The sequence below is a fragment of the Desulfococcus sp. genome, from assembly GCF_041737845.1.
Lineage (GTDB): Bacteria > Desulfobacterota > Desulfobacteria > Desulfobacterales > Desulfococcaceae > Desulfococcus.
Genome location: NZ_JBGSQX010000129.1, coordinates 20930 through 46950 on the forward strand (window position 1 = coordinate 20930; position 26021 = coordinate 46950).

Below are 26021 nucleotides of genomic sequence, written 5' to 3' on the forward strand. Positions count from 1 at the left end.
AATCAACGCCCATGCCGGGCGAACCTTTTGGATGACGTGCCATGTGTCATGGATCTGTGTTTCAACATCAAAAAAGAAGGGGCGGAACATGGAAAAAAAGACTCGCAAAACACCAAAAACCAAGGGAAGCACAACGGCCAAGCCGACATCCGCCAAAGCCGTTGCCAAGGCTGCCGGCGGCGGTGTGCCCCGCGTCCTGAACGCGCGCCCGGACGGCATCGATTTCCGGGACCAGATGTATGTACCAACCCTGGTCGAGGTGCCGCTGCGGCGCGATCTGGCGGACTATCGCGCGGCAAAAACGCCGATTCTCGATCAGGGGCGTGAGGGTGCCTGCACGGGCTATGGCCTTGCCGCCGTAGCCCACTACCTCCTGCGCGTCCGGAAAATCGTTCCCGATACCGATTTGGTCAGCCCGCGGATGCTCTATGCCATGGCCCGCCGCTACGACGAGTGGGCCGGCGAGGATTATGAGGGATCGAGCTGCCGCGGCGCGATGAAGGGGTGGTACAAGCACGGCGTCTGCGCCGACGGAATCTGGATGGCAGGGTCCAGCGCGCCACAGGTCTTGAGTCACGACATGGCGGTCGATGCCGCGCGGCGGCCCCTGGGGGCGTATTTCCGGGTGAATCACAAGAGCCTGGTCGCCATGCACGCCGCCATTACGGAGGTCGGGGTGCTCTACGCCAGCGCCAATGTCCATACCGGCTGGGAAAATGCCGGGCAGGACGGCCGCATTCCCTTCGAGGAGGGGAGCCTGGGCGGCCACGCCTTTGCCATCGTCGCCTATGACCAGGACGGGTTCTGGATTCAGAATTCCTGGGGCACGAAATGGGGCAGCGAGGGATTCGCCCACGTCTCCTATGAAGACTGGCTTGCCAACGGCACCGACGTGTGGGTTGCCCGGCTTGGCGTGCCCGTGAACCTTCCGGAAGCGACGCGGTCGGCCGGGCTGTCTGCCGCCGGTGCCGTGCGGTCCAAAGCCTACCAGTACAACGAGATCCGCCCGCATGTCATCAGCCTGAAAAACGACGGCCAGCTTGACGACCGGGGCGATATCGGCACGTCGGCGGACCTGGTCCGGGAAATTTTACGCAACGACTTCCCGCGCATCACCGACGGATGGAAGAAAAAACGGTTGGTGCTCTATGCCCACGGCGGGCTGGTGGGGGAGGAAGCGGCGATCCAGCGGGTGTCCGACTACCGGAAGGTGATGGTGGAAACAGAGTGCTATCCCCTGGCATTCATCTGGAAGAGCGATTACTGGTCGACCCTGACCAACATGCTCCAGGACGCGGCAAGCCGGCGGCGCCCGGAGGGCATCATCGATGATGCAAAGGATTTCATGCTGGATCGCCTGGACGACGCCCTGGAGCCGATTGCGCGCCTGTTCACCGGAAAGGCGGCATGGGACGAGATGAAGGAGAACGCGCTTCGGGCCACGACCACGGCCGGCGGCGGCGCACGCCTGGCGGCGGACGAGATCGCGCTGATGGCAGCGCGGTTCCCGGAGATGGAAATCCATCTGGTCGGGCATAGCGCCGGCAGCATCTTCCACGCCCCCCTGGTACAGTACCTCAGCGCGACGGGCCGCATCAAAAAGGGCCCCCTGGCAGCGTCGAAAGTCAACGGTCTGGGCCTGAAGATCCAGACCTGCACGCTGTGGGCCCCCGCCTGCACAACCAAGCTGTTCAAGGAGTCCTATCTGCCGGCCCTCAAACTTGGCGGCATCGGCACGTTCACGCTCTTCACGCTGACCGACAAGGCGGAGCGGGATGACAACTGCGCCAGGATCTACAACAAATCCCTGCTCTATCTGGTATCCAACGCCTTCGAGGATAAGCCGCGCGTTCCCGTCTTCCGGCCCAGCGGCGATGCCATCCTGGGGATGGAGAAGTTCATCCGTGCTGACGAGGAACTCCGCAAGCTGTTCGACGGCACCGTCCAACGCGACACGGCCTGGCTGCTTTCCCCCAACACGGCGCCCACCGGCTCCGCCGATGCATCCCGTTCCGTCCACCATGGCGACTTCGACGATGACGAAGCCACGGTGAAGGCGACGCTCGCCCGCATTCTGGGGAAAGACACGTCCAAGGCCGATGTCAAGTTCCAGAGCACTGCCTCTTCGCGGATCAATTTGCGGCAGCGGATCGCGGAGTGAAAAAGCGCGACTGCATCTCAATGCTTGGGTGCCGCGAACTCTTGGATGAAAAAATGAGCCGCGCTGCATCGCAGATCTTGTACCCTTGCCCTCGAATCGCCGGCCGATTGGCGTCTGAATTTGATTCAGACCGGTTTTCAGGCGGTATGCCGGCGAGAGTCTCATCAGCAATTTCAGCACACGGCCTGACGGAATGTCCGGTGTTAACCCATCTAAAAAATGCTTGAAAATCGCTCCGGTATGATATATCGTCATACTGGAGGTGATAAAAATGGCAGCATCCAAAATTGCAATCACAATAGACGACAAGATACTAAAACAAATTGATATTCTTGTTAAATCGAAATATTTCAAGAACAGGAGCAAGGCCATCCAGGAAGCGGTTACAGAGAAACTGGTTCGTCTTGGAAAAACCCGCCTGGCCCAGGAGTGTGCCAAACTTGATCCAAAGTTGGAGCAATCTATCGCGGAAGAGGGTTTTTCAGTGGAGATGGAAGAATGGCCGGAATATTGAGGGGAAATATTTACTGGGCAGATTTAAACCCCGTTATCGGCAGTGAACAGGGCGGCTTGCGCCCTGTTCTCATTTTAAGCCAAAACGTATTTAATGAACGCTCAGGAACTGTAATTGCGTTAGCGATCACAAGTCAGCCCCAACGAGCAAATTTTCCCCTGACTCTGGAACTTTCAGCATCCAAGCTTCCCAAACCGTCCTGGGTCAAAATCAGCCAGATCCGCACACTTTCCGTAAAACGTATTGGCAATAAATTGGCAAATGTATCTGATGAAGAAATGGCCCTCATCATCGAGGGCCTGAATGAAATCATCGGCGGGTAACCGGGCAGCCGGGGGATTTTCGCACTTTGCGCCTGAAGCCCTGGAGGATGACAAGACCATGACAGCGCCCCTTGCACTGACGTCAGACATGATCATCGTTTTCGGTTTTCTGATATGCGTCACCTGCTTGTTCATCTTTGACATCCTCCGGGTCGACATGGTCGGGCTCCTGATGATGATCCTCCTGCCGCTTTCGGGCGTCATCGAAGCGTCCATGGCCATCAGCGGGCTCAGCTCCAATGCCGTGGTCTCCATTATCGCGGTCATCATCATCGGCGAGGGTCTGGACAAAACCGGGGTCATGAATGTTTTCGCCCGCCACATCATCCGGTTCGCCGGGAAGAGCGAACGACGGATCATGGCCCTGATCGCCGGGACCGTGGCGTTCATCTCCAGTTTCATGCAGAATATCGGCGCCGCGGCCCTGTTCCTTCCGGCGGCCAACCGGATCTGCCGGCAGCTCAATGTGCCCATCTCGAGAATACTGATCCCCATGGGCTACTGCGCCGTGATCGGCGGATGCGTCACCCTCGTGGGCTCCAGCCCGCTCATCCTTCTCAACGACCTCATGGCCGCCTGGTGGTCCGGCAGCGCGGCGGTCCTGGAGGGAAAGGCCTTCGAACCCTTCGGGCTCTTCAGCGTCGCGCCCATCGGGATCGCCCTGGTCGTGTCCGCGATTCTCTACTTCGTGATTTTCGGGAAAACCGTCCTGCCGGAGGTCAACTGCGAAGAGACCTCGGGCTGCATCCTGAAGAACGATCTCGAATGCGCCTATGGTGAGGAGATCCAGAGGGCCTACGAGCTCCACGTCCCCAGAACCTTTGTGACCCGCCGGCTGGACGAACTCAGGATCCGACCGCTTTATCATTCCACCGTCATCTGCATCTGCAAGCGGGAGGGGCGCTACAAGGTGACCGTGCCCGCCCGGGCCGACATCATCGAACCCGGAGACGTGGTCGGCCTCATCAGCAACCGGGAGCATGCGGAAAAACTCGCCGCGGACATGGGGTGGACCCTCTGCGACGAACTGGACAAGCTCAACGAGGTCCTGAGCCCGGATGTTGCAGGCATCACCGAGGCCATTGTCACGCCCCGGTCGGAGCTGGTCGGAAAGACCCTCCACGAGGTCTATTTCAGGAAACGGTATCAGGTCAACCCCCTGGCCCTGTACCGCAAGAACCAGGTCCAGCTCGAAGACATCTCGGAAACCAAAATTCAGCCCGGAGACGCCTTCCTGCTCCAGGGGGAGTGGGAAAAATTCCATATCCTCCAGAGAAAGCCGGACCTGGCCTTCACCGAGCATGTTCAGGGGGAGATCCAGCACCCGGAAAAAGCGGGATTTGCCGTCGGCTGCCTGGTCCTTGCCCTTGTCCTTGCGCTGGGATTCAAGGTCCAGCTCTCCATTGCGCTGCTCACCGGCGCCGTGGGGATGATCCTCACGCGCGTGCTCTCCCTGGATGAAGCCTACCGGAGCGTCGACTGGATGACGGTCTTTCTGCTGGCGGGGCTGATCCCGTTAGGGCTCGCCTTTGAGAAGACCGGCGCGGCCATGTACCTTTCCACCGCCATCACCGGCGCCCTCCAGGGCTTTCTGACGCCGCTCATCTTATTCCTGGTGATCGGGCTGCTGACCTCCTTCTTCACCCTCGTGACCTCCAACGTCGGGGCCACCGTCCTCATGATCCCCCTGGCCATGAACATGGCCCTCCAGTGCGGCGCCGATCCGCGAATGGCGGCGCTGCTGGTGGCCATTGCCGCCTCCAACACCTTCATTCTGCCCACCCACCAGGTCAACGCCCTGATCATGAAGCCGGGCGGCTACCGCGTCAAGGACTACGTCCGGGCCGGCACCGGCATGTCGCTCATTTTCATCGCGGTGGTCATGACCATGCTCTATTTCTTCTACGGCATCCACGCATAGTCCCGGCCGGGGTCACGGGGTTTCCCCGCCGGCCATCCGCACCCCCCGACGCTCGAGCAGGCTGCCCTCGGCCAGGTGGAGGGATACCAGCGCGATGCGGTAGTTGACGACGGCCCGGACCTCGGCGATCTGGCTGACGAGAAGATCCCGCTGGGCCTGGGCCACCAGCAGGGCGGTGCTCGCGCCCACCGCATACCGCTCCCTTTCGGCCCGGACGGTCTGCTCCTCGAACTCGCGGGTCACCCTGGAGGCCGAAATCTGCTGCCGGGTGCGTTCCACCTCGTTGGCGGCAAGGCGGACGTCGAGGCGGATCAGCTGCCGGAGGTTTTCCACCGCTTCGGCCGACTGCCTGCGGGAGGCCCGGGCCGCCTCGTGGCGCGCTTTGGCGGCCCGGTTGCCGAGATATTGGCGCAGGCTGACGCCCGCGGCGAAATCGTAGGTGTCCCCGCTCATCTCGCGAAACGAATCCGAAAACGTGTCGGCGAAGCCGGTCTTGCCGAGCACCACGAACAGGTCCAGCATGGGCAGGAGGCCGTTGCGGGTCACGATGGTTTCCAGGCGGTTCTGCTCCAGGCGGAGGCGCGCCTCGTTCAGGTCGGGCCGCAGCTTTTCCGCAAGCCGGATGCGGTCTTCGAGATCCGAAACAGCTATGGGAACAATGGACGGTTCGGTGACGGCAGCGACGCTGCGGTCGAGCAGCTCGTCGGGTTCCGGGTTGATGAGGCGCAGGAGCCTGAGGCGGCGCTCCGTAAGCTGGCTCCGGGCATCGATGAGGGCCTGCTCGCGGCGGGCGACCTCCGCGCGGGCGGCCGGGGCGTCCACCTCAGGCAGAATGCCCACCTCGATGCGCTGCGCCACCTCGTCGAGCTGCTGCCTGGCCACGGCCAGGGACCGCTCGAAGATGGCGATCTCCTTCGCCGCCAGGGCCAGGTTCCAGTAGGCGGTCTCCGTATCGGCCACGAGGGCCTCGGTGAACCCCCTCAGCTCATGAATGCTGGCCACGGTGTCGAGCTCGGCCTGGCGGATGCTCACCAGGTTGACGGCCGGGCCGAACCCCCGGAGCAGGGACTGGGTGACGCTCAGTCCGAGCCGCGCGACCTGCTGCTCCGGCGAGCGGTTGGAGATGCTGCGCTCCTGAGAAACGGAGCCCTCGAGGCGCGTTCCCGTCGGAAGCTGCCGGCGGATTCCCATCGCGGCGGCGGTGTCCCGCCCCTCGACGCCGAACTGGGTGGCGGTGGACCTGGAGACCTCGCTGGCCTCCTCCTCGTTGTATTCAAATTCCCCGAACACCTCGGCGTCGTAGGCCCCTCGCTCGATCTGCTCGAAGGCGCCGGCAATCACGGGGTTGAGTTCGCGCACCCGCAGATCCCGGTTGTTCCGGAGGGCCGCCATCAGGGCCTGTTCCACGGAAAGGGCAATGGGGCCTTCATCGGGCAGTTCAAATGCGGGCTCCCGCGCGAGCCGGGGCTGCAGGGCATCGGGAACCACGACGGGGTCCCCCTCGTCCCGGCGGGCGGCCCGGTCGAAATCGGGCTGAAGGGCGGGCCAGCGGTCCGGCGGCATGCATCCGCCGGCCAGCACCGCCCAGACCAGCGGCAGCGTCAACCATAGCGATCCGAAGCGGCGGGGGGTCAAGGGGCATCTCCTTCGGGGTCCGGGTGGAAGAGGGAGTAGACCGCGGGAATGAGCACCAGGGTGATCACGGTGGAGCCGGTGAGGCCTCCCACCACGGCCCGGGCCAGGGGGGCCTGGGCGTCGGCGCCCTCTCCGATGCCCAGGGCCAGGGGCACCAGGGCCAGGATGGTGGTGAGGGTGGTCATGAGGATGGGTCTCAGCCTTCGCCTGCCGGCTTCGGCCACGGACTCGCGGACGCCCATCCCCTGTCGGACCAGCCGTGACGCCTGGTCCACCAGCAGGATGGCGTTGTTGACGACGATCCCCCCCAGCATGATGCAGCCGATGGCGGACTGGAGATTCAGGGTGGTCCCGGTCAGGAAGAGGGTCAGGAGCACCCCCACCGCCGCCACCGGCGCGGACACCATCACGATCACGGGGTCCCGCAGGGATTCATACTGGCAGGCCAGCACCATGTAGACGAAGACCAGCGCCAGGACCAGGGAGAGCATCAGGTCGCGAAAGGCCTTCTGCTGCTCCTCGAAATTGCCGGTCACCGTGAGATCATACCCCACCGGCCGGGGGATCCGGGTCAGGCGCGCCTGCACCTCCCCGGCCACGGAGCCCGGGTCGCGGTCCGTCACGTTGGCGTTGAAGGTCACGATCCGCTGCTGGCCTTTCCGGTCGATGACGACGGGCCCCCGGTTTTCTTGGGTCGCGACCAGGTTTCTCAGGGCCACCGGCTCGCCGGACGCCGCCGTCAGGGTGAAGTCGAGGATTTCATCCAAAGAGAGTTTTTCAACATCCTGGAGCTGCACGAAGATACGGTAGGAATTGCCGCCCGTCCGATACTCGCCGGCCCGGGAACCGGCCACCGCGGTGTCCAGCACCTCGGTCACGTCGCGCACGGTGAGACCGAGATCCGCGATCTTGGCGCGGTCCACCTGGATCTCCATCTGGGGCACCCCCGCCGCCTGGCTGATGTCGAGGTCCGCGATGCCCGGGACGTCCGACACGGCGGCCGCCACCTTTTCGCTCAAGGCGTTCAGGATCTCCAGATCGAACCCCCGGATCTCGATGGTCAGCCCCTGGCCTCCGCCGCTCAGGAGCCGCTCCAGCAGGATCTGCCCCTGGGGCGCGAAGGTACGGACGACCATGCCCGGGATTTGGCCGGCCAGCCGCTGCCGCAGGTCCGTCGCGATCTCCACGTTGGACCGTTTCCGGCGGGAGGCGGGCACCAGGGAGAGGCGGATCTCCCCCTGGGAGGCCTGGTCGGGCCGCCACCCGGATGCCCCCATGCTGGCCACCGAGGCGATGGTTTCGGGAACGGCGGCGTAAACGATCTTTTCCAGGAGCCGGACCTGTTGATCGAGCAGATCCAGCCGGATGCCGATCTCCATCTCGCCCGTCACGCGCACCTCCCCTTCGTCGCTGGGCGGGAGGAATTCGGTCCCGATCATGGGCACCAGCATCAGGCTCGCAAAAAAGGCGGCCGCGGACGCGCCGACGGTCAGGAGACGGTGGTTCAGGACCCACTGGATCAGGCTCCGGTAGCCGTTGTCGAGGCCGGTGAAGAAGGCGTCCGCCGCGGCGCGCCATCTGTCCGCCCGCGGACTGCGCAGCCCTGCACGCCGGGGAGACCCGAGAAGCCGGGAGGCCAGCATCGGCGCCAGGCTCAGGGAGACCAGGAGGGAGCAGATCAGCGAGAAGATGATCACGTAGGCCAATTCCTGGAAGAGGATGCCGGAAACGCCCCGGACAAAGGCCAGGGGGAGAAAGACCACCAGGGTGGTGATGGTGCTCGCCGTGATGGCCGATGCGACCTCCTGCGCGCCGTTGATCGCCGCGATGGCAGTCGGTTCATGAGTTTCCTGGGCACGCCGGACGATGTTGTCCAGGACCACCACGGAGCTGTCGACCATCATCCCGACCCCCAGGGCCAGACCGCCCAGGGTCATGAGGTTCAGGGTGAGCCCTCCGAAGTAGATCAGTGTGAAGGTCGCGATGACGGAGATGGGGATGGACAGGGAGATGACGACGGTGCTCGGGATGCTGCGCAGGAAAAAAAGGAGCACCGCGACCGCCAGCCCGCCGCCGTAAAGCACCGACCGGGCGACGTTGGCGATGGATCGTTCGATGAAGTTGCCCTGGTTGATCACCGGGACGATCCGGATCCGGGGGAAGGCCGCGTTGACCGCCTCGATTTCGGCCAGGACCCGTTTGGCGACCTCGACGGTGTTGGCGTCGGCCTGCTTGCGGATGGCCACCCGCAGGCCGGGCTCCCCGTTGACCCGGATGACTCGGGTCCGTTTCTGATAGGTGTCCCTGACGTCGGCGACCTGGCCCAGGGTCACCACGGCGCCGTCGCTGCGGTGGATGACGGTGCTGCGGATCTGGTCGAGGCTGGTGAACTCGGCGGGGGCCCGGAGGGTGACCTTGTGGAGGCCCTGCTCAAGCTGGCCGGCCGGGAGGTCGATATTGGCGTTCTCGACGGCGTCGATGATCCGGTTGAGCGGGATGCCCAGGGCCTGGATGCGGCCGGGATCCAGCTCGATCCGGACCTCCCGGTCGAACCCGCCCAGGATGTCCACCTGGGCCACGCCCGGAATGCGCGCAAAGCGGTACCGGACCTGGTCCTCGATGAGATCCGTGAGCTCCATGGGATCGAGGGTGCTCGAAACGCCCAGGAGCACCACGGGGAAGCGGGCGATGTCGAACTTGGTGACCCGGGGCCGGTTCACCTCCTCGGGCAGGCTCCCGATCTGGTCCTCGATCTTGCCCTGCACGTCGAGGGCCGCGGTGTCGATGTTCGTTCCCCAGACGAAGCTGACCCGAATGGTGCTGTTGCCCTCGGAGGAGGTCGATGAGATCTCCGCCACGCCCGGCACTGTGGCCGTGATCTCCTCGATGACCTGGGTGACCAGCCGCTCCATCACCTCGGGGCTCGCCCCTTCGTACTCCGTACGGACGGTGACGGTGGGCAGTTCCACGTCGGGGAGGAGGTCGATGCGCAGCCGGCTCAGGGAAACCGCCCCGAGGATGACGATGATGAGGGTCACCATGGTGGTGAGGATGGGCCGTCTCACGCTGAAGCCGGGCAGGTTCATGGACGCCCCGCTTCCTCCCCGGCGGCGGCCGGGCCGGTGATCCCGTCGGCGATGGTGACGGCTGCGCCGTCCTCCAGAAGATGCTGGCCCAGGGTCACGACCCGTCCGGACAGCCCCTCGCCGGTCACCTGGACCCGCTCCCCCTCCCGGATGCCAACCGTCACCGTCCGCCACGCGACGGACCGGCCGTCCCCGCTCACCACAAACACCCCGGACCGGCCGTCACGCGTGGTGAGCGCCCGATCCGGAACGATGACGGCGTCCGCCAGGCTCTCCAGCACCGCCGTGGCCCGGATGAACATGCCGGGCTTGAGCCGCTGCCGGGCATTCTCCACCGTCAGTTCGACCCTCGCCTGGCGCGTGGCCTCCCGGAAGACGGGGGCGATCCGGTCGATCCGCCCGGAAAAGGCCTCGTCCGGGTAGGCGTCCGTCGTCAGGGAGACGGCCTCGCCGGGCCGCAGGCTCGCGTAGTCCTTCTCGGTGACATAGATGACCGCGGTGATGGGATCCAGGTCGACGATGGTGAGCAGCGGGGTGTTGGCCGAGACCGTGTCGCCCTCGCCGGCATGGCGCTCGGCCACCACCCGCGCCGGGTCCGGACCCGACCACTCGGCGGTCATCCTTGTGTACCCGAGCCGGATGTTCGCCGCCTCCAGGGATGCCTGGGCTCGGGTCACCTGGGCACTGGCGACCTCGAGCTGGGCCTGTTTCGCGAGCCGGCCTGCTTTTGCCGTATCCATCTGCGCATCCGACGCAACCCCCCGCTTGAGCAGCGTCTCGATACGGCGCAGCTCCCGGGTGGCAATCTCCAGGGCGCTCCCCGCCTCGGCGAGGGTGGCCCGGGCCACGGCCAGATCGGCCCGGGCCTCGGCCACGGCCTGGATATACTCCCCATCGTCCAGTTCGGCGACGACCTGGCCGCGCCGGACAGGGTCGGCGAGATCGACGAGCATCCGCTCGATGCGTCCGCTCACCTTGGGGGCGGCCACGAACATCGCATGGGCCGCCAGCGTGCCGCTGAAAGTCCGCCGCAGGGCGATGGGGCCGCGCGTAATCGGGGCCGCCGACACCGGGGTGGGGTCCGCGGCTTCATTGCGTGCGCTGGAAGCACCCTGTTCCTGAATCCGGCTGAAGATCATCCAACCCAGGGCGGCCGCCGCGCCGATGAGCAGAACCGCCAGGAGCCTTGCGCCGATTGATTTCATCAAAACATCACCGTTTGTTTCCGCTTCCGCCATACCGGACGGCGGGCTTTGTCGTGGGTTGCACACCTGTTGAAAGTGCATCCAGTAACACATGCCGATGCGCCTTCGCAACCCGCGATCACCTGGAGGGATCGGTTCCCTAGGCCCCGTCCGACTGCCGGAGAATTGGGTGGATCACCTTCGGACCGGCCGGCTACTGGAACAGCCGTATGGATCCCATCCCCCCGTCCACCGCGAGTACCTGCCCGGTGATCCAGGAAGCCGAATTTCCCAGGAGGAAAACCACCGCCCCCGCCGGATCCTCAGGCGACCCGACCCGTTTCAGGGGATGACGGTCGCCGGCGGCCTTGCGCTTGCCTTCATCGCCCAGCAGCCGGCTCGTCAGCGGCGTATCCGTGAGGGACGGCGCCACGGCGTTGACTCGGATGCGGGGGGCCAGCTCGGCGGCAAGGGAACGGGTCAGGCCCTCGACGGCCCCTTTGGCAGAGGCGATGGACGCGTGAAACGGCATCCCGGTCTGCACCGCCACGGTACTGAACAGAACGACGGCGGCGCCGTCCGGGTTCTTTTTAAGGGCCGGCAGGCAGGCCTGGACCACCTTGACCGCGCCGATGACATTGATGTCAAAGTCCTCGAGAAACTCCTCCGCCGTAATCCTGGCAAAGGGCTTCAAGCGAATGCTGCCGGGGCAGTAGACCAGGCCGTCCAGCCTTTCCGGCAGCGCCTCCGCCGGAAACGGGTCCCTGACGGCGTCGAAAGTCCGGTGGCGAACCCCGGCAAGCTCCGACCGGAGGCCTTCCGACCTCGAAAAATGCAGCACCTGAGCCCCCTCGCCGCTGAGGCGTTCGAGAACGGCCCATCCGATGCCGGCGCTCCCGCCGACAACCACAACTGTTTTTCCATTCATGTCTGGCCTCCGGAACAAGCTGATGGAATCCATAAAAGTTGAGAGAAAAGTAACCATGCCTGCCGGTGCGGGCAATACGAGTCGACATTCGCCGTCACAGGTCGTCCAGGCGGGATCTGTAGGCCCGGGCCTGCGTGAGCAGGTCATCCCGGGTGTCCGGCTTCATCCGGTCCCAGGTGCGGTACATCATGGCGACCCGGGGGTTCTTTTCGAGCCTGGCGCGATGGCGGTGCAAAAAATCCCAGTAGAGGCTGTTGAAGGGGCAGGCCCCCTCCCCGGCGCCTTTGGCCGGCGTGTACCGGCACCCGTCGCAGTAGTCGCTCATCTTCCGGATGTAGTTGGCGGACGAGACATAGGGCTTGGTGGCCACGATGCCGCCGTCGGCGAACTGGCTCATGCCGCGGGTGTTGACGATCTCCACCCACTGGACGGCGTCGATGTAGACGCCCAGGTACCATGCGTCCACCGCGTCCGGATGGACGCCGGCCAGGAGGGCGAAATTGCCCGTCACCATGAGCCGCTGGATGTGGTGGGCATAGGCCTGTTCGAGGGACTGGGCGATGGCCGCGCGCATGCAGGCCATGCGGGTGTCACCGGTCCAGTAATAGCCTGGAAGCGGCGCATGGTGGTCGAAGTGGTTGAGGGTTTCGTATGAAGGCATCTTCGCCCAGTAGACGCCACGCATGAATTCGCGCCAGCCCAGGATCTGGCGGACAAACCCCTCCAACTGCCCAATGCCGATGGCCGGGCCGGACGCCTGCTCAGCCCGCCCGACAGCCGCCCGGATCACCTCCATGGGGTGGAGCATCTTGGTGTTGAGGGCAAAGGAGAGCCGCGAGTGAAACAGGGACCCGCTTCGGGTCGTCATGGCGTCCTGGTAGGTGCCGAAATGCGGCAGCCGAAGGCGGACGAACTCGTCCAACTGCGCCAGGGCCCGGGATCGGGTGACGGGCCAGATGAAACGCTTGGGGTCGATCCGGCCCAGGGTGGTGACGCCGCAGCGCTCGATCATCTCGACGATGTCGGTGACGTCGCTTTCGAATTCCATGGCGGCGGGAATCGGCACGGCGCCGTCGTAGCGGCTGCGGTTGCCCGAGTCGTAGTTCCATTTGCCGCCCGCGGGCTTGCCGTTCTCCAGCAGGATATCGTGGCGCCTGCGCATCTGCCGGTAGAAAGACTCCATGAGGAAGCGTTTTTTGCCGGCAAACATGCGGGCGACCGCGTCCCGCTCCGTAAGAAAATGCTCGGTGTCGGCCGCCGCCGAGGGCACCGGCAGCCGGGAGGCGTCGGCCGCAAGCTGCCGGTCCAGGCGGTATTCGTCGGGAAGCAGGTACTCGAAGCGGGTGTACCGCTCCTGCCGGATCATCGCCCGGAGGTTCTCTTCGATATTCTGGGCGTTTTCGGGGTCATCCAGCCGGAGGTACCGCACGCGGTGCCCCAGACCCTCGATCTCTGCGGCAAAACGACGCATGGCGGCAAAAAACCCCGCCACCTTCTGAATGTGGTGCCGGACATAATCGGTCTCCTGCCGGACCTCCATCATCGCGTACACCACGTCGCTCCGGGGCTTCTGGAACCAGGTGTGCCGGAGGTTCAACTGGTCCCCCAGGACGAGCCGGAGAATTTTTTCCGCTGCCATACCCATGCCTCCTTCCCCGGAGGGGATCGCGTCTTTGCAATTGCGGTGTTGCGCTCCTGTGTCTATAGTATATTCGGCTATCGGCGGCAACAGCAGAGACGTTTCATTTCGAGGCACGCTTTGCCGACCAGCAGAGATTTCCGGGGCCTCTTCCGGGCGGGCGGCTTTGATCGTTTCATGATTATGTTAGGTTTTTTATCAACCTCAATCCACCGGAGGCTGCTGCATGAGATCCCGTGCGACCCTTGTCCTGTCAAACCACCGGCCCGAAGCCGTTGCCCCAGCCCAGGCGCTGATGGCGCGCCACGACGCGGTGATCCTCGAAGAGCCGCCCGATCCAGGGTTCCAACCCATGCTGTCGGGCCGGCTCGGCATCGACGCCTATCTGGAGACCCTGGACCTGGAGTACCCGGAGTTCGGCAGGCGCATGTCGGAAATCCTGCGAGAACTTCACCGCGCCGGAAAACGGCTGTACCAGGTGGAGCCCTTCCTGGAGAGGCTGATCGAAATCCACGAGCACTTCGCAGACGGCGGCCGTCCGGCGGACCTGAAACCGGGAACGGACCTGCATCAAGTCTATGCCGCGGAGCGGGAGGCCACCGCCGCCCTGATCGACTTCTACGAGGTGTCGGTCCAAGGCACCTTCGAGGAGACCGTTACCGCGGTAAAGCGGTTCGCCAGGTCCGACGCGGACCGCTTTGCCCTGCGCGAACGGATGCGGGCCGGGGCCATTGTCGCGGCCCTGGCGGACGGCGGGTCCTTCTACATCGAGGCCGGCCAGATGCACTACCCGCTCTTCCGGGAGCTGAGGCACGGGCTTCCCCCGGGTCATGAACTGAGCGTGACCTTCCTCATGGCGGACGCCGTGCGCGGCATGGGCTTTCGCCGCCATCTTTACGGCCCCGGAGACCTGCTCACCCTTCTCTACCGGTTCCACCCGGACCGCGTTCTGCCGGAGGAGGACCTGCTGGCCGGGCGCGCACTCATCTACAGCAAGCTGATCGCCAAGGAGGAGATCACGGCGACGGCGGACCCCTATCCCCATACCCGGGACGAGCTTGAAACGGATGCCGTGGTCCGGCGCCTGGACATGGCCGACTGCCGCCGCCTCTATCCCGTGATCCGACGGGCCGCGACCGCCACCGCACGAGAGATGGTCCGCCATTACCTGAATCCCGCGGCAAAACGAAACCTTGCAGATCCCTCAAGGAGAGACCGATGAAACCGATTCCCTTTGATCCGGCAACCGATATGGCGCCCCTTCCCTTCACCGAAGCCCATCTGGAACTGGCCCGCGAGATGAAGCAGCGCGGCCTGGCGTGGCGGCCCCACGTCGGGTGCTTTGTCTGGGATCCCGAGGCCCGCATCGAGGCCGACTCCCCTTTCCCCCTGCGGGTCTACTTCGTTCTGAGCCTCCCCCGTTTCATCAGCATTTTCGGCAGCTCGGAGGCGATGGCCGAACAGCTCGTGTGGGTGCCCACCTGGCATCAGGCGCGGCAGACGGCCGCGCGTCTCGGGGTGGCCCCGGAGGATGTCGCCTGGATATGGACGGCCGACCCGGCCCCGGGTGACGAACTGCTTGTCCTCTACGGGCTGATCCGGGATGCCCTCGCAGGGGCGCACGGCCGTGCGCCCCTACAGGTCCCCATTTGAAATACCCCCCGGGCAGGCACGGGGGCCTGCCCCTACAATGTTCCCACCGCACGGCACCGATTCCCCCATCAGGCCCCGCAATCTTCCGCGCGGCTGTAACCAAACCGCACCCGCCGCCGACATTTCCTAATATGGGCGCACCAGCATTTTGCAAAAAAGACCGAAACGGGGTAAGACATTTTTCATCGTATATGCGTCGGAACAGGGGGAGAGCTTCCCCATTGGCCGGCCACGCGGGGCAGGCCCCCGGCCGACGCCGCCCTTACGCGCATCACGGAAATGGACATCCATGAAAAGCACTCCGGAAACATCCCTTGAAGCTACCCTGGGGATCGGCTCCCGCGCGACCCGAAGCCTCCTCACACGCGGGTTCATCTGGGCCGCCGCCCTCCTCCTGGTCCTTGCCGCGGGCGTCTGGATATGGCGTCTGAACGACAAGGCCCAGGCCGTCGCCTACAAGACCCTGCCCGTGACCCGGGGGCCGCTGGTCGTCGCCGTCACGGCCACCGGGAACCTGGCCGCCACCAACGAGGTGGAGGTGGGCAGCGAGCTGTCGGGCATCGTCACGACCGTCGAGGTCGACTTCAACGACCGGGTGACAAAAGACCAGCCCTTGGCCCGGCTGGACGACACCAAGTTCAGGGCCGCCGTAATGAAGTCCAGGGCGGCCCTGGCATCGGCCCGGGCCAAGCTGCGGCAGGCGGAGGCGACCCGGACGGAAAAGGAAAAGCTCTTCGCGCGGTACCGCGAGTCCCGGCGCCTCACCGGCGGGAAGATCCCGTCCATGGAGGTCCTGGAGACCGGAGAGGCGGCCCGGAATCGGGCCGTCGCGGAGGTGGACGCCGCCCGGGCCGCCATTGACGAGGCCGCCGCCAAACTCGTCGAGGACGAGGCGGACCTGGCCAAGACCGTCATCTACTCCCCGGTGGACGGCATCGTCCTCAACCGGGCCGTGGACCCCGGCCAGACCTTTGCCGCAAGCCTCCAGTCCCCGATATTGTTCACCCTGGCCGAGGACCTCACCCGGATGGAGCTTCAGGTGGACGTGGACGAGGCGGACGTGGGGCAGGTAAAGGAGGGCCAGCAGGCCGAATTCTCGGTGGATGCCTATCCGGACCGGGCATTCCAGGCCCGCATCACCCAGGTGCGCTACGGTGCCGAGGACACCGACGGCGTCGTCACCTACAAGGCGATCATGGCGGTGGACAATCCCGATCTGCTGCTCCGCCCGGGGATGACGGCGACGGCGGACATCACGGTGGAAAGGCTGGCTTCGGCGCTCCTGGTGCCCAATGCGGCCCTTCGGTTCACCCCGCCCCAGCGGACGGAGACCCCCAGGCGGGGGCTGATCCAGTCCCTCCTGCCCCGTCCGCCCCATACCCCGAGGCGACAGGCCGGCGCGGAGGAAGCCGATGCCAGGCGCCAGCGGGTCCATATCCTGAAGGACGGAAAGCCGGCGCCGGTAGCCGTGACCACCGGCCACACCGACGGGACGCTCACCGCCATCGTTGACGGCGCTCTGGAACCCGGGCAGGCCCTGGTGGTGGAGGTTCTGGGAGGCAAATCATGACGGATTCTCCTGAGGAAGCGTCCGCGGACGGCCCCCTCATCGTGTTCAACGGGGTCACGAAGGTTTACGGAAGGGGTGCTGCGGCCATGCGCGCCCTGGACAGGGTCGATTTCACCATCGACCGGGGCGAGTTCGTGGCCGTGATGGGCCCCAGCGGATCGGGAAAATCCACCTGCATGAACATCCTGGGGTGCCTGGACACACCCACGGATGGGGTCTACCGCTTCGACGGGGTGGATGTGGGAAGCCTCTCGCGGGACCAGCGGGCGCTCCTGCGCCGCCACTACCTCGGGTTCGTCTTCCAGGGATTCAACCTCCTCAACCGCACGTCGGCACTGGAAAACGTGGAACTGCCGCTCATCTACCGGAAGGTCCCGGCCCGAAGGCGTCGGGAGCTGGCGCTTGCTGCTTTGGAAGCGGTGGGGATCGGCGGATGGGCCGGCCATACCCCCGGAGAGCTTTCCGGCGGCCAGCAGCAGCGGGTGGCCATCGCCAGGGCCATCGTGAGCGAGCCCGAGGTGCTCCTGGCGGACGAGCCCACGGGAAACCTCGACACTGCCCGGAGCCGGGAGATCATGGCGCTGCTCACCGATTTCAACCGGCAGCGGGGCCTTACCATCCTCATGGTGACCCACGAGGCGGAGATGGCGGCTTATGCCGGCCGGCGGATCCAGTTCCGGGACGGCCGGATCGACACCGACCCCGGCGCGGGAGGGGCAAGCTGATGCTCTGGGAAACCTGCATGCTGGCCCAGCGGGAGATCCGCCGCAACGTGCTGCGATCCTGCCTCACCATCCTGGGCATCGTCATCGGCGTGAGTGCCGTCATCGCCATGGTCACCCTGGGCGACGGCGCCACGGCCAAGGTCACGAGCGACATCACGAAGCTGGGCAGCAACATGCTCCAGATCCGCCCCGGCCAGGGTTTCCGGGGGCCGGGGGGCGCACGGTCGGATGATAAGCCCTTTGACGTGGCCGACGCCGCCGCCGTCGCGAACCAGATCGCCGGGCTTTCGGCCGTGGCGCCCACCGCCAGCCGGTCCAGCCAGGCCATATCCGGCAACGCCAACTGGTCCACAACGGTGACAGGCACCACGAGCGCCTATCTCACGGTCCGGGACTGGGAGATCGCCTCGGGCCGTGCCTTCACCGACGGCGAGATCCGCTCCGGCCGGGCGGTATGCCTGCTGGGCGCCACGGTGAAACGGGAGCTTTTCGGCGGCGCGGACCCGGTGGGTTCCGCCGTCCGCCTGGGCCGGATCTCCTTCAAGGTCGTGGGCCTCCTGGCGGAAAAGGGACAATCCAGCTTCGGCATGGATCAGGACGACACCGTGCTGATCCCCCTCAGGGCACTTCAGCGGCGCCTGGCGGGAAACACGGATGTCGCCACCATTCTGGTGTCGGCGAAGGAAGGGGTTCCCACGGAAACGGTCCAGGCCGACATCGAACGGCTGATGCGGCAGCGGCGCGGCATCGCCCTCGGCAAGGAGGACGATTTCACCGTCCGGGACATGAAAGAGATCGTCGCCACCCTCACGGCCACCACCCGGGTCATGACCGGACTTCTGGCGGCCGTGGCCGCCGTCAGCCTCCTGGTGGGAGGGATCGGCATCATGAACATCATGCTGGTGTCGGTCACCGAGCGGACCCGGGAAATCGGCACCCGGCTGGCCATCGGCGCCCTCGAACGGGACGTGCTGTTTCAATTTCTGGTGGAGGCGGTGGTGCTCTCGGCCTTCGGCGGTCTCACGGGCATCGTCCTGGGGCTCACGGCGGCGATGATAGGTGCCCGCGCCATGGGCATCCCCTTCGTCTTCAACCCCGGCATCGTCCTGGGGGCCTTCCTCTTTTCCGGCGGCGTGGGCGTGGTCTTCGGGTATTTCCCGGCCCGGAAGGCGGCCCGCATGAACCCCATCGAGGCACTCCGGGCGGAGTAGCGCCGCTGAAGGGCCGGAGTTCAAGCTGCGGGAGAACCGCTCCCCGCCGGATCTTTCCATGTCTCTCAACAGGCGTATTTTTTCACGCGGGGCAGGGTTCTACGCGGTGCCCTCCAGGCCTCTTTTCCGCATGAATACGGCAATCTCATCCCTGGGCAGGGGCCGGCTCAGATAATAGCCTTGGGCCTCTCCGCAGCGGCGGGATTTCAAAAAACAGAGCTGGCTTTCGGTTTCGACCCCTTCCGCCGTCACGCTCAGGTTCATGCTCTCGGCCATGGAGATGACGGCCGACGCGATGGCCCGGTCCTGATGGTCGGTGTTGAGGGCGCAGACGAAGGTCCGGTCGATCTTGAGGCGGTCGATGGGAAACTGCTTCAGGTAGGCAAGGCTCGAATATCCGGTGCCGAAGTCGTCGATGGCGAGCTGGATCCCCAGGGCCTTGAGTTCGCGGAGGGTGGTAAGGGCCATTTCGCCGTCTTTCATCAGCACGCTCTCGGTGATCTCGATCTCGAGGCTGGACGGATCGAGGCCCGTCTCCTCCAGGATCTTCCCCACCTTGGCCGCGAACCCGGTCTGAGCAAACTGGCGCACGGACACGTTGACGGCCACCCGCGGGATCAGGACGCCGGCATCCTGCCAGGCCTTGGCTTGGGCGCAGGCCGTGCGCAGCACCCATTCGCCGATGGAGACGATGAGGTTGGTCTCCTCCGCCAGGGGGATGAACTCCATCGGCGAGATTGCTCCCAATTCATCGTTGCTCCAGCGCAACAGGGCCTCCACGCCGGACACGGTGCCGCTGGCCACATCCACCTGGGGCTGGTAGTGGAGGGACAGTTCATCCCGCTCCAGGGCCTGGCGCAGGTGTTTCTCCAGGGTCAGGCGCCTGAGGGCGGCGGAATTCATGGATTCGGTGAAGCACCGGAAGCCGTCGCGGCCCTCCCGCTTGGCGAAATACATGGCCATATCGGCGTTCTTGAGCAGGGTCTCCACATCCTGCCCGTCCTCGGGATAGACGGCGATGCCGATGCTGCCGGTGACAATGATCTCGTGGCCGGCCAGCATGACCGGCCTGGCCAGGGCATCGAGCACCCGCTGCGCCACCAGCCCTGCGTCATTGCCGTGGCGGATTTCCGGCAGGAGCATGGTGAACTCGTCGCCGCCGAAGCGGGCCAGGCTTTCGCTCCCCTGGACCGGAAGGCCGATGGCGATGGCGTCGCTGGCGCGCAGGTTCATGATCAGGCGCTTGGATACCTCCGTCAGCAGCAGATCGCCGATGGAGTGTCCCAGGGTGTCGTTGATGCGCTTGAAGTTGTCGAGATCCAGGAAGAGCACGGCCAGGTGCTGCCCGCTCCGCCGGGCCGATCCCAGGGCCTGGGTGAGCCGCTCCTTGAAGAAGGCCCGGTTGGGCAGGCCGGTGACATCGTCGAAGTAGGCGAGCTGGCGGATCCGGTCCTCGGCCTGGCGGCGACGTCCCAATGCGCCCGCGATCTGCCGGATCTCGTGGGTGTGGAAGGGTTTCTGCAGGTAGAAGAGGCTGCCGGTGGGCGGCACCCGCCGGGAGATCTCTTCCGGATCGATATCGGAATAGGCGGTCACCACCACGATGTCGACCCGGGTGTCCAGTTCCCGGATCCGGGTCGAGGCCCAGATGCCGTCCGGCCCGGGCGGCATGCGCATGTCCAGGAAGACGACACTGAACGGCCTGCCGTCGGCCAGGGCGTCCTTCACGGCATGCACGGCATCCTCCGCCCCGACGCAGAAGGTCAGGTCGAAACGATCCCGGGGCGCCGTGGCGGCCGACCGGGAGCCGAACAGCCGCGCCCGCATGTCGTCCAGGCCCCGGCTTGCGGACGGCGGAGGCTGCGGTTGGAGGATATCCTTGTAACTGTCGCGGATGGCGGCTTCGTCGTCGGCAACAAGAATGCGGATGGTCGTTTGGGCTTCGGTGTTGTTCGAAGTGCTCATGCGGCCTCCGCCATGGGTTGCGCTGCGGCGTCAGCCAGGGGCAGGAGAAGATGGAAACAGGCCCCCTGGCCGATTCCCGCGCTCTCGGCATAGAGGCGCCCCCCCATGGCCGACACGGTGTTGGCGCTCCAATGGAGGCCCATGCCCGAACCCCGGTTTTTGGTTGAGAAGCCGCGCGCGAAGAGATGGGGAAGATGCTCCGCGGATATGCCGGTCCCGTTGTCCTCGAAGCATAGATGGACGAAGGCTTCGCTGTCCGCATCCGGGCAAGCGGCGTGGATGCGGATCCTGCCGGAGTCCTCTTTCCGGCCGCTGTCGCGGACGGACTCGGCGGCATTGATGAGGAGGTTGCCGACGACCTGCTGGAGGGCGACCCGAGCCGCGCGCACCCGGCCCGCGTCTTCCAGCCCCGGGTCGACCTCCACCCGGACGAACTGCCGCAGGTTTTCCGGCAGGAGCTGAACCGCCTCGTCCACGAAGCGGAGGGGCGCGATGGGCTCCAGTACCCGCTCGGCCCGGCTGAATCGCTGCTGGTCGGCCAGGATCATCTGCACGTGGTCCATCTGTCCGCGGATGGCATCGAGTTCGCCCGAGGCGCGCCTGACCACGGCGGCCAGCTCCGTGCCGGCCAGCTCGACAAACTGGGCGAGGTCGGCCCTGCGGTCTGCAGGGGTGGCCGGGTCGGACAATTCATCGGCTGCGATGGCCATCTCCGCCGCCGGCGCCTGCGCCAACTCCTGTTTCAGGGCGATCAGCTTCACCCCGAGGGGCGTGATGGCGTTGCCGATGTTGTGCAGCGCGCCGCTGGCCATCTCCGCCACGCCCGACCGGTAGGACTGGTCGAGGAGGCGCTGCCGGGTCTCGGCCAGACGCCCCACCATGCGATCGAACTCCTGGGCGAGGGTGCCGATCTCGTCGGTGCGGTCCATGGCGAGGCGGACACTCAAATCTCCTTCGGCGCCAACGGCGATGGCATGACGGGTGAGCCGCGATACGGGATCGAAGACGGTTCGCCGCAGCAGGATCAAAAGGACCAGCAGCACGACGGCGCCGGCGATCGCCTGGGAGACGGCGGCATGGTTGAGGGTCGTCCTCCCCTGGGAGACGATGGTGCGGGGGGTATCCACCCGGAGGCGCAGGATCGGTGTGCCCGCCACATCCAGCAGGGTGGTGCGGGCCTCCGTGACGGCGTTCTTTTCATCGATCGCCACGGACAGATATCCAATGGCACCCCGCTTCACGATGGATGCCGACCCAGCTGTTTTGCCCTGGGCCAGGGCTTCTACCTTCAGGTTGACCCGGGCCTGGAGCCCCAGGCGGGCGATGGCGGCCTCATCCAGCAGGCGCCCCACAACCACCCGGCCCCGGACAGGCCCCTCCCCTCCGCTGGTCAGCACCGGGCGGCTTGCGACGATGAAGAGCCCCGCGTCCGTATTCAACAGCCCCGCCACGGTATCCTCCGTGCCCGCCCCCAGCAAGGGGTGGGCCGGACCGATGCTGTCTGCCGACAGCTCTCCCAAGGCTATCTCTTTGCCGGCGTCGTGGTCATAGGCCATGCCCCAAATCCGCCTGCCCTGGGTGTTGTAGATGGCCAGCAGGTTGACCTTGAGGCTTTCCAGGGCCTTGAGGTTCAGGTTGGCGTTCCTGTATTCGGCGTTCCCGTCGAGCACAAACCGGTAGGTGTCGTCCCAGGTGGCCCAGTCGGCGGCCGAGGGGATCAGCATCTCCGCCTCGCGCTGGAGGGCTTCCACCGCCCGCTCTGCGTTCCGGACGGCGGCGGCCCGTTCCAGTTCGACGAAGGCCGGCATGAGAAACCTGCGCTGGACAATATATTCAACGGCCGCGTATGCGGTAAAAACGATGAACAGGGACAGGATGACCTTGGTTCTGAGCGACATGTCGTTCCTCCAACGGAGATTGGATGTTCGATTTTTATAACAGTTATAATATTTGTTATAAAGCTGTCGCTTTCAGATTGTCAAGCCCTATTTTTGAACACCTTGCTCATGGAGAATTTGATCGACATCCAACGGTTGCCGCCCCACGGCCAGGAGGGTGATGTCGTCGAAGAGGGCCTCGCCCGCCGTGAAGCGCTCGATCTCGGTTTTGACGGCATCGATGAGGCGGCCGGGGGAATCCCCGGATGCGGCGGCGGCTTTCAGGGCGAAACGCTCCCTCGTGAAAAGCGCGCCGGCCGGGTTCCGGGCGTCGGTCACGCCGTCGGTGTAGCCCAGGAGGGTCTCGCCGGGCTCGATCCGGACGATTTTCACCTCGAAAGGCATGTCCGGGTAGGCCCCCACCGCAGGCCCCGTGGGCATCAGAAGGGCCTTGACCCCGGTGGTTCCCCCTATGTTTCCAAGGACCAGCGGCGGCTCGTGCCCGCCGTTAATGTAGAAAAGCTCTCCGGTTTCCGTGTCGAGGATGCCGAAGAAGATGGTGGCGAACATGCCCTCTTTTTCATGGGTGACGGCGATGTAATCGTTGACGGACCGGATCGTCCGTTTCAACACCCGGACCGGATCGATGTCGACCCGGGGCCGGGGGTCGCCGTTATCGCCGGCCGAAGCGCGGCAGAGGATGCGGACCAGGCTCCGGAAGATCGCCATGTAGAGCGCCGCACCCACGCCCTTGTCGCAGACATCCGCGACGACCACGCCCACATACCGCGGGTTCTCCAGGTGAAAGGCGTCATAGAAATCCCCCGACACGTGATGGGCCGCCTGGAAATGGGCGGCGATCTCCCAGCCGGGGGCCTCCGGCAGGGTCGTCGGGAAAAAGCCCGACTGGATCCGGCGGCCGATATCGAGTTCGTGTTCGGCCCGCTGCCTGGCCTTTTCGGTCCGGGTGAGCAGGACCGCCCGTTCGGCGGCCATGGCGATCAGAATCAGGGTGCAGGCGACACCCGCCATGAGGATGGGACCGACAAACGGAACGACCATCCGCATTCCGGAAAAGGCATAGACGCCCCCCGCCAGATAGGCTCCGGACACCATGAGGGTTCCCAGAACCAGGCCGATGGACGACCATACGAGGGAAATGCCCAACACGGCGATGAGCATCGCGATCTCGACCGCCTCGCCGGCAGGGTCCGAAAGCCGGCACAGGAAGGTTTGGGAAAGGATATTGCGGATGACGACGGCATGGACGGCCCCCGAGGTGAGCCGCCTGTGCCCGGCCGCGGGCCGGATGTTGATGTCCGCCTCGATGTTCTCGGAGAGGATGGCGATTTTTCCGGACAACTCCCGCTTCAGTCGCAGGGAGGTGTCGGGGTCTTCAAAAGCCCGGAAGATATCCCGGTAGCTGTAATGGGGGATGGGCGTCCGGAGGCTGTCAAAGTTGATGAGCATGCGGCCGCAATCGTCGATGGGAATGACGATATCCCGGGGCGGGGCGTCGGGAGAGAGTTTCTCACGCCGGAGGGTGATGTTTTCACCGGGATCCACCCGGATGTCCGCCGGGGAAATGCCCAGGTAATCACAGGCGGCCCGGAGCGACAGGCTCGGGTAGAGCGCCCCGCGATACCGGACCAGCAGGGGAATCCGGCGGAGAACGCCGTCGGCATCGACCGGAAGGTTCAGAAACCCGCTGCCCCTGGAGACCGTGGCGAGCCGGGAGGCCGTCATCCGGGGGGTATGACCGATGTAGAAATGATCGGGCGGCGCGGCGGCGTCGACCCACCATTTGGTCTGGTCCATATAGTCGATCACGCTTTTGCTGCCGAGGTCCCGGATCGTGCCTGCCGGATGGTTCAGGGATTCGTATGAAACCCCGAAGTAGACGCTGCCGGCGGCAGCCACCGCCGCCACCATCTGCTGGTCGTTCTCATCCCCGAGATTCTCCTCAAATACAAAATCGACAAACTGGGACGTCGTCCCCAGGGCGGCCAGGTTCTGAATCACCCGGGCATGGTAGGAGCGGTCATAGTAGAAATTGGCGTCTATATAAACGACGGGGTCGCGGCCGCCCTCGGGGTCCTTGCCCGCGGGGTGCGCCGAAGACGGGGTGCCGGTACTGGAGACAACATGCAGGGGGGCCAGCCGGTCGACGAACACCGCGTCCAGCCGATCGTGAAGGTCTTTCTGGAGCCACTGGCCGGCGGTGACCAGAAGATAGGCGCTCACCGCCAGCATCAGGCGGATTTTCATTTTACCGGGATCAACAGACTTCAATGGCGCCTCCCCCTTCTCTCCCCGGCAACGGATTCACATCCTGGCCCCGGTTTGTTCTCCGTCGGCGGGAACGGGCCGGACAATGGACAAATCTGTTCTACCGCCGGTCTACTGCCGAATCCCTTCGGCGCTCACGGTCACAACGACCTCATCACTGACGCCGTTCAGCATGAAGTTCATCCCCCACTCGCTCCGCTTGACGGTAAAGGTCGTTTCGAAGCCTGTGCGGTATTTCCCCCAAGGGTCCTGGCCGGCCCCGGTCTGCCGGACGCTGACGGTCACGGGACGGGTTTTGCCGAGCAGGGTCAGGTCGCCCGAAACGTCGAATGTCCGCTCTCCGGTCTTCTTCACCGACGTGCTTTTGAAGGCGATCACCGGGTGCTGATCCACATTGAAGAAGTCGGCGCTCCGCAAGTGCTGGTCCCGCTTGTCATTGTCGGTATCGACATTGCCGGCCTTGACCGACATCTCCACGCGGCTTTTTTCGGGCGCGGCCTCGTTCCATTCGATGACGCCTTCGGGCCCCCCGAAACGGCCGTAGGAATAGCCGATATCCAGATGCTTGACACGAAACAGAACGTAGGTGTGGACCGGGTCCACCTGGTAGGTATCCGCGGCCGCGGGCACGGGCACGGCTGTCGTAAAAGCCGCGAGCATCAGGGTCCCCGTTAGAAGCCTCGACAAGAGCCTGAGTGTTGCGTTCATGCTTTCCTCCTTGGGTTAAGCGTTTTTTATTCTGCCTGGACTTCAGACGTCCACGGGGAAGGAAAACCGACACCTCCCCTCGCGTTTCCATGCGTTTTGGAACCGGTAAGACCAGGCCGGCGACGCGAGGTCGCGCACATCCTGAAGACAGGGCGTCACAAGCGCCGCAGTTGTCAATTCTTTAAACTAAAGAAGGATTTTCAATTGTCAACACGGGCCGCCGGGACCGGATTCGCCGACAGCAGGTGCGTCGTCCGCGATCCACCCGCACCAGGGTTCCCGGATCTCGCAGATCAGAACTTTGATCGATAAAGCCGCAGGCTGTTGGTCACCACCGTGACGCTGCTCATGGACATGGCCAGGGCCGCCAGGATGGGGTGGAGGTCCCGGACGGCGGCGGGGAGGAAGGTGACGGTGTGGAGGGCGCCTGCCGCCACGGGGATGAGGAGGATGTTGTAGAAGAAGGCCCAGAAGAGGTTCTGGCGGATGGTCGCCAGGGTGGCCCGGCTCAGGCGGACCGCTGCGGGAACCCCGTTCAAATTGCCGCTGGATACGATCACGTCGGCCGCCTCGATGGCCACGTCGGCGCCGCGGCCCACGGCGACCCCCACGTCGGCCCGGGCCAGGGCCGG

The 26021-nt window shown here is 65.0% G+C and carries 18 protein-coding genes and 1 pseudogene; 9 read left to right on the top strand and 10 right to left on the bottom strand.

Annotation, left to right across the window (positions count from 1 at the left end; translation table 11 throughout):
• Positions 1-88: 88 nt before the first annotated feature.
• The 4 genes from ACEW8N_RS14800 to ACEW8N_RS14815 all read left to right on the top strand — a co-directional run bounded on the left by ACEW8N_RS14800 (position 89) and on the right by ACEW8N_RS14815 (position 4919).
• Positions 89-2161, top strand: a complete 2073-nt coding sequence (locus tag ACEW8N_RS14800) for a hypothetical protein (protein WP_373500609.1) — start codon at positions 89-91, stop codon at positions 2159-2161.
• A gap of 271 nt (positions 2162-2432) precedes the next feature.
• Positions 2433-2675 carry a ribbon-helix-helix domain-containing protein gene (locus ACEW8N_RS14805; RefSeq protein WP_373500610.1) on the top strand — a complete coding sequence of 81 codons (243 nt, stop codon included), beginning with the start codon at positions 2433-2435 and terminating at the stop codon, positions 2673-2675.
• The gene (locus ACEW8N_RS14810; protein WP_373500611.1) at positions 2660-2998 is read left to right on the top strand and encodes a type II toxin-antitoxin system PemK/MazF family toxin; all 339 of its coding nucleotides are present in this window, start codon (positions 2660-2662) and stop codon (positions 2996-2998) included. Before ACEW8N_RS14805 ends, ACEW8N_RS14810 begins: the two co-directional genes overlap by 16 nt.
• 58 nt (positions 2999-3056) lie before the next feature.
• Positions 3057-4919, top strand: a complete 1863-nt coding sequence (locus ACEW8N_RS14815; protein WP_373500612.1) for an SLC13 family permease — start codon at positions 3057-3059, stop codon at positions 4917-4919.
• Between the two features lie 12 nt (positions 4920-4931).
• Here ACEW8N_RS14815 and ACEW8N_RS14820 read toward each other — a convergent pair whose 3' ends face one another.
• The 5 genes from ACEW8N_RS14820 to ACEW8N_RS14840 all read right to left on the bottom strand — a co-directional run bounded on the left by ACEW8N_RS14820 (position 4932) and on the right by ACEW8N_RS14840 (position 13391).
• Positions 4932-6554, bottom strand: a complete 1623-nt coding sequence (locus tag ACEW8N_RS14820; RefSeq protein WP_373500613.1) for a TolC family protein — start codon at positions 6552-6554, stop codon at positions 4932-4934.
• Positions 6551-9640, bottom strand: a complete 3090-nt coding sequence (locus tag ACEW8N_RS14825) for an efflux RND transporter permease subunit (protein WP_373500614.1) — start codon at positions 9638-9640, stop codon at positions 6551-6553. The genes ACEW8N_RS14820 and ACEW8N_RS14825 overlap by 4 nt, the downstream gene beginning before the upstream one ends.
• Positions 9637-10845, bottom strand: coding sequence for an efflux RND transporter periplasmic adaptor subunit (locus ACEW8N_RS14830; protein ID WP_373500615.1), 1209 nt, complete (start codon positions 10843-10845; stop codon positions 9637-9639). The genes ACEW8N_RS14825 and ACEW8N_RS14830 overlap by 4 nt, the downstream gene beginning before the upstream one ends.
• Positions 10846-11038: 193 nt before the next feature.
• Positions 11039-11752: an SDR family NAD(P)-dependent oxidoreductase gene (locus ACEW8N_RS14835; protein WP_373500616.1), complete on the bottom strand. Its 714-nt coding sequence runs from the start codon at positions 11750-11752 to the stop codon at positions 11039-11041.
• 94 nt (positions 11753-11846) lie between these two features.
• Complete coding sequence (locus ACEW8N_RS14840; protein ID WP_373500617.1) at positions 11847-13391, bottom strand: cryptochrome/photolyase family protein; 1545 nt, start codon at positions 13389-13391, stop codon at positions 11847-11849.
• A gap of 226 nt (positions 13392-13617) precedes the next feature.
• On the opposite strand from ACEW8N_RS14840, the gene ACEW8N_RS14845 reads away from it, so the two are divergent.
• The 5 genes from ACEW8N_RS14845 (at position 13618) to ACEW8N_RS14865 (ending at position 18550) form a co-directional block, all read left to right on the top strand.
• Positions 13618-14613, top strand: coding sequence for a hypothetical protein (locus tag ACEW8N_RS14845; protein ID WP_373500618.1), 996 nt, complete (start codon positions 13618-13620; stop codon positions 14611-14613).
• Complete coding sequence (locus ACEW8N_RS14850; RefSeq protein ID WP_373500619.1) at positions 14610-15044, top strand: hypothetical protein; 435 nt, start codon at positions 14610-14612, stop codon at positions 15042-15044. The genes ACEW8N_RS14845 and ACEW8N_RS14850 overlap by 4 nt, the downstream gene beginning before the upstream one ends.
• Before the next feature lie 289 nt (positions 15045-15333).
• Entirely contained in the window at positions 15334-16614 is a 1281-nt protein-coding gene (locus ACEW8N_RS14855; RefSeq protein WP_373500620.1) for an efflux RND transporter periplasmic adaptor subunit, read from the top strand.
• Complete coding sequence (locus ACEW8N_RS14860) at positions 16611-17339, top strand: ABC transporter ATP-binding protein (RefSeq protein ID WP_373500621.1); 729 nt, start codon at positions 16611-16613, stop codon at positions 17337-17339. The genes ACEW8N_RS14855 and ACEW8N_RS14860 overlap by 4 nt, the downstream gene beginning before the upstream one ends.
• Entirely contained in the window at positions 17339-18550 is a 1212-nt protein-coding gene (locus tag ACEW8N_RS14865) for an ABC transporter permease (RefSeq protein WP_373500622.1), read from the top strand. Before ACEW8N_RS14860 ends, ACEW8N_RS14865 begins: the two co-directional genes overlap by 1 nt.
• 99 nt (positions 18551-18649) lie before the next feature.
• Here the strand turns inward: ACEW8N_RS14865 and ACEW8N_RS14870 are convergent, their stop codons facing one another.
• The 5 genes and pseudogenes from ACEW8N_RS14870 to ACEW8N_RS14890 all read right to left on the bottom strand — a co-directional run.
• Positions 18650-20515, bottom strand: a complete 1866-nt coding sequence (locus ACEW8N_RS14870; RefSeq protein ID WP_373500623.1) for a putative bifunctional diguanylate cyclase/phosphodiesterase — start codon at positions 20513-20515, stop codon at positions 18650-18652.
• On the bottom strand, positions 20512-22413 hold the full coding sequence (locus ACEW8N_RS14875) for a CHASE4 domain-containing protein (protein ID WP_373500624.1): 1902 nt from the start codon (positions 22411-22413) through the stop codon (positions 20512-20514). Before ACEW8N_RS14875 ends, ACEW8N_RS14870 begins: the two co-directional genes overlap by 4 nt.
• Before the next feature lie 87 nt (positions 22414-22500).
• Positions 22501-24684, bottom strand: coding sequence for a SpoIIE family protein phosphatase (locus tag ACEW8N_RS14880; RefSeq protein WP_373500625.1), 2184 nt, complete (start codon positions 24682-24684; stop codon positions 22501-22503).
• A 108-nt stretch (positions 24685-24792) separates the two neighbouring features.
• Positions 24793-25389, bottom strand: a complete 597-nt coding sequence (locus ACEW8N_RS14885) for a YceI family protein (protein ID WP_373500626.1) — start codon at positions 25387-25389, stop codon at positions 24793-24795.
• A gap of 293 nt (positions 25390-25682) precedes the next feature.
• Positions 25683-26021, bottom strand: a pseudogene (locus ACEW8N_RS14890) (cation-transporting ATPase PacS); the annotation flags it as partial.

Bases quoted from the DNA above. Each gene is read 5' to 3' on its own strand.
- ACEW8N_RS14800 (WP_373500609.1), top strand. From the start codon at position 89: ATGGAAAAAAAGACTCGCAAAACACCAAAAACCAAGGGAAGCACAACG.
- ACEW8N_RS14805 (WP_373500610.1), top strand. From the start codon at position 2,433: ATGGCAGCATCCAAAATTGCAATCACAATAGACGACAAGATACTAAAA.
- ACEW8N_RS14810 (WP_373500611.1), top strand. From the start codon at position 2,660: ATGGCCGGAATATTGAGGGGAAATATTTACTGGGCAGATTTAAACCCC.
- ACEW8N_RS14815 (WP_373500612.1), top strand. From the start codon at position 3,057: ATGACAGCGCCCCTTGCACTGACGTCAGACATGATCATCGTTTTCGGT.
- ACEW8N_RS14825 (WP_373500614.1), bottom strand. From the start codon at position 9,640: ATGAACCTGCCCGGCTTCAGCGTGAGACGGCCCATCCTCACCACCATG.
- ACEW8N_RS14830 (WP_373500615.1), bottom strand. From the start codon at position 10,845: ATGAAATCAATCGGCGCAAGGCTCCTGGCGGTTCTGCTCATCGGCGCG.
- ACEW8N_RS14835 (WP_373500616.1), bottom strand. From the start codon at position 11,752: ATGAATGGAAAAACAGTTGTGGTTGTCGGCGGGAGCGCCGGCATCGGA.
- ACEW8N_RS14840 (WP_373500617.1), bottom strand. From the start codon at position 13,391: ATGGCAGCGGAAAAAATTCTCCGGCTCGTCCTGGGGGACCAGTTGAAC.
- ACEW8N_RS14845 (WP_373500618.1), top strand. From the start codon at position 13,618: ATGAGATCCCGTGCGACCCTTGTCCTGTCAAACCACCGGCCCGAAGCC.
- ACEW8N_RS14850 (WP_373500619.1), top strand. From the start codon at position 14,610: ATGAAACCGATTCCCTTTGATCCGGCAACCGATATGGCGCCCCTTCCC.
- ACEW8N_RS14855 (WP_373500620.1), top strand. From the start codon at position 15,334: ATGAAAAGCACTCCGGAAACATCCCTTGAAGCTACCCTGGGGATCGGC.
- ACEW8N_RS14860 (WP_373500621.1), top strand. From the start codon at position 16,611: ATGACGGATTCTCCTGAGGAAGCGTCCGCGGACGGCCCCCTCATCGTG.
- ACEW8N_RS14865 (WP_373500622.1), top strand. From the start codon at position 17,339: ATGCTCTGGGAAACCTGCATGCTGGCCCAGCGGGAGATCCGCCGCAAC.
- ACEW8N_RS14870 (WP_373500623.1), bottom strand. From the start codon at position 20,515: ATGAGCACTTCGAACAACACCGAAGCCCAAACGACCATCCGCATTCTT.
- ACEW8N_RS14875 (WP_373500624.1), bottom strand. From the start codon at position 22,413: ATGTCGCTCAGAACCAAGGTCATCCTGTCCCTGTTCATCGTTTTTACC.
- ACEW8N_RS14885 (WP_373500626.1), bottom strand. From the start codon at position 25,389: ATGAACGCAACACTCAGGCTCTTGTCGAGGCTTCTAACGGGGACCCTG.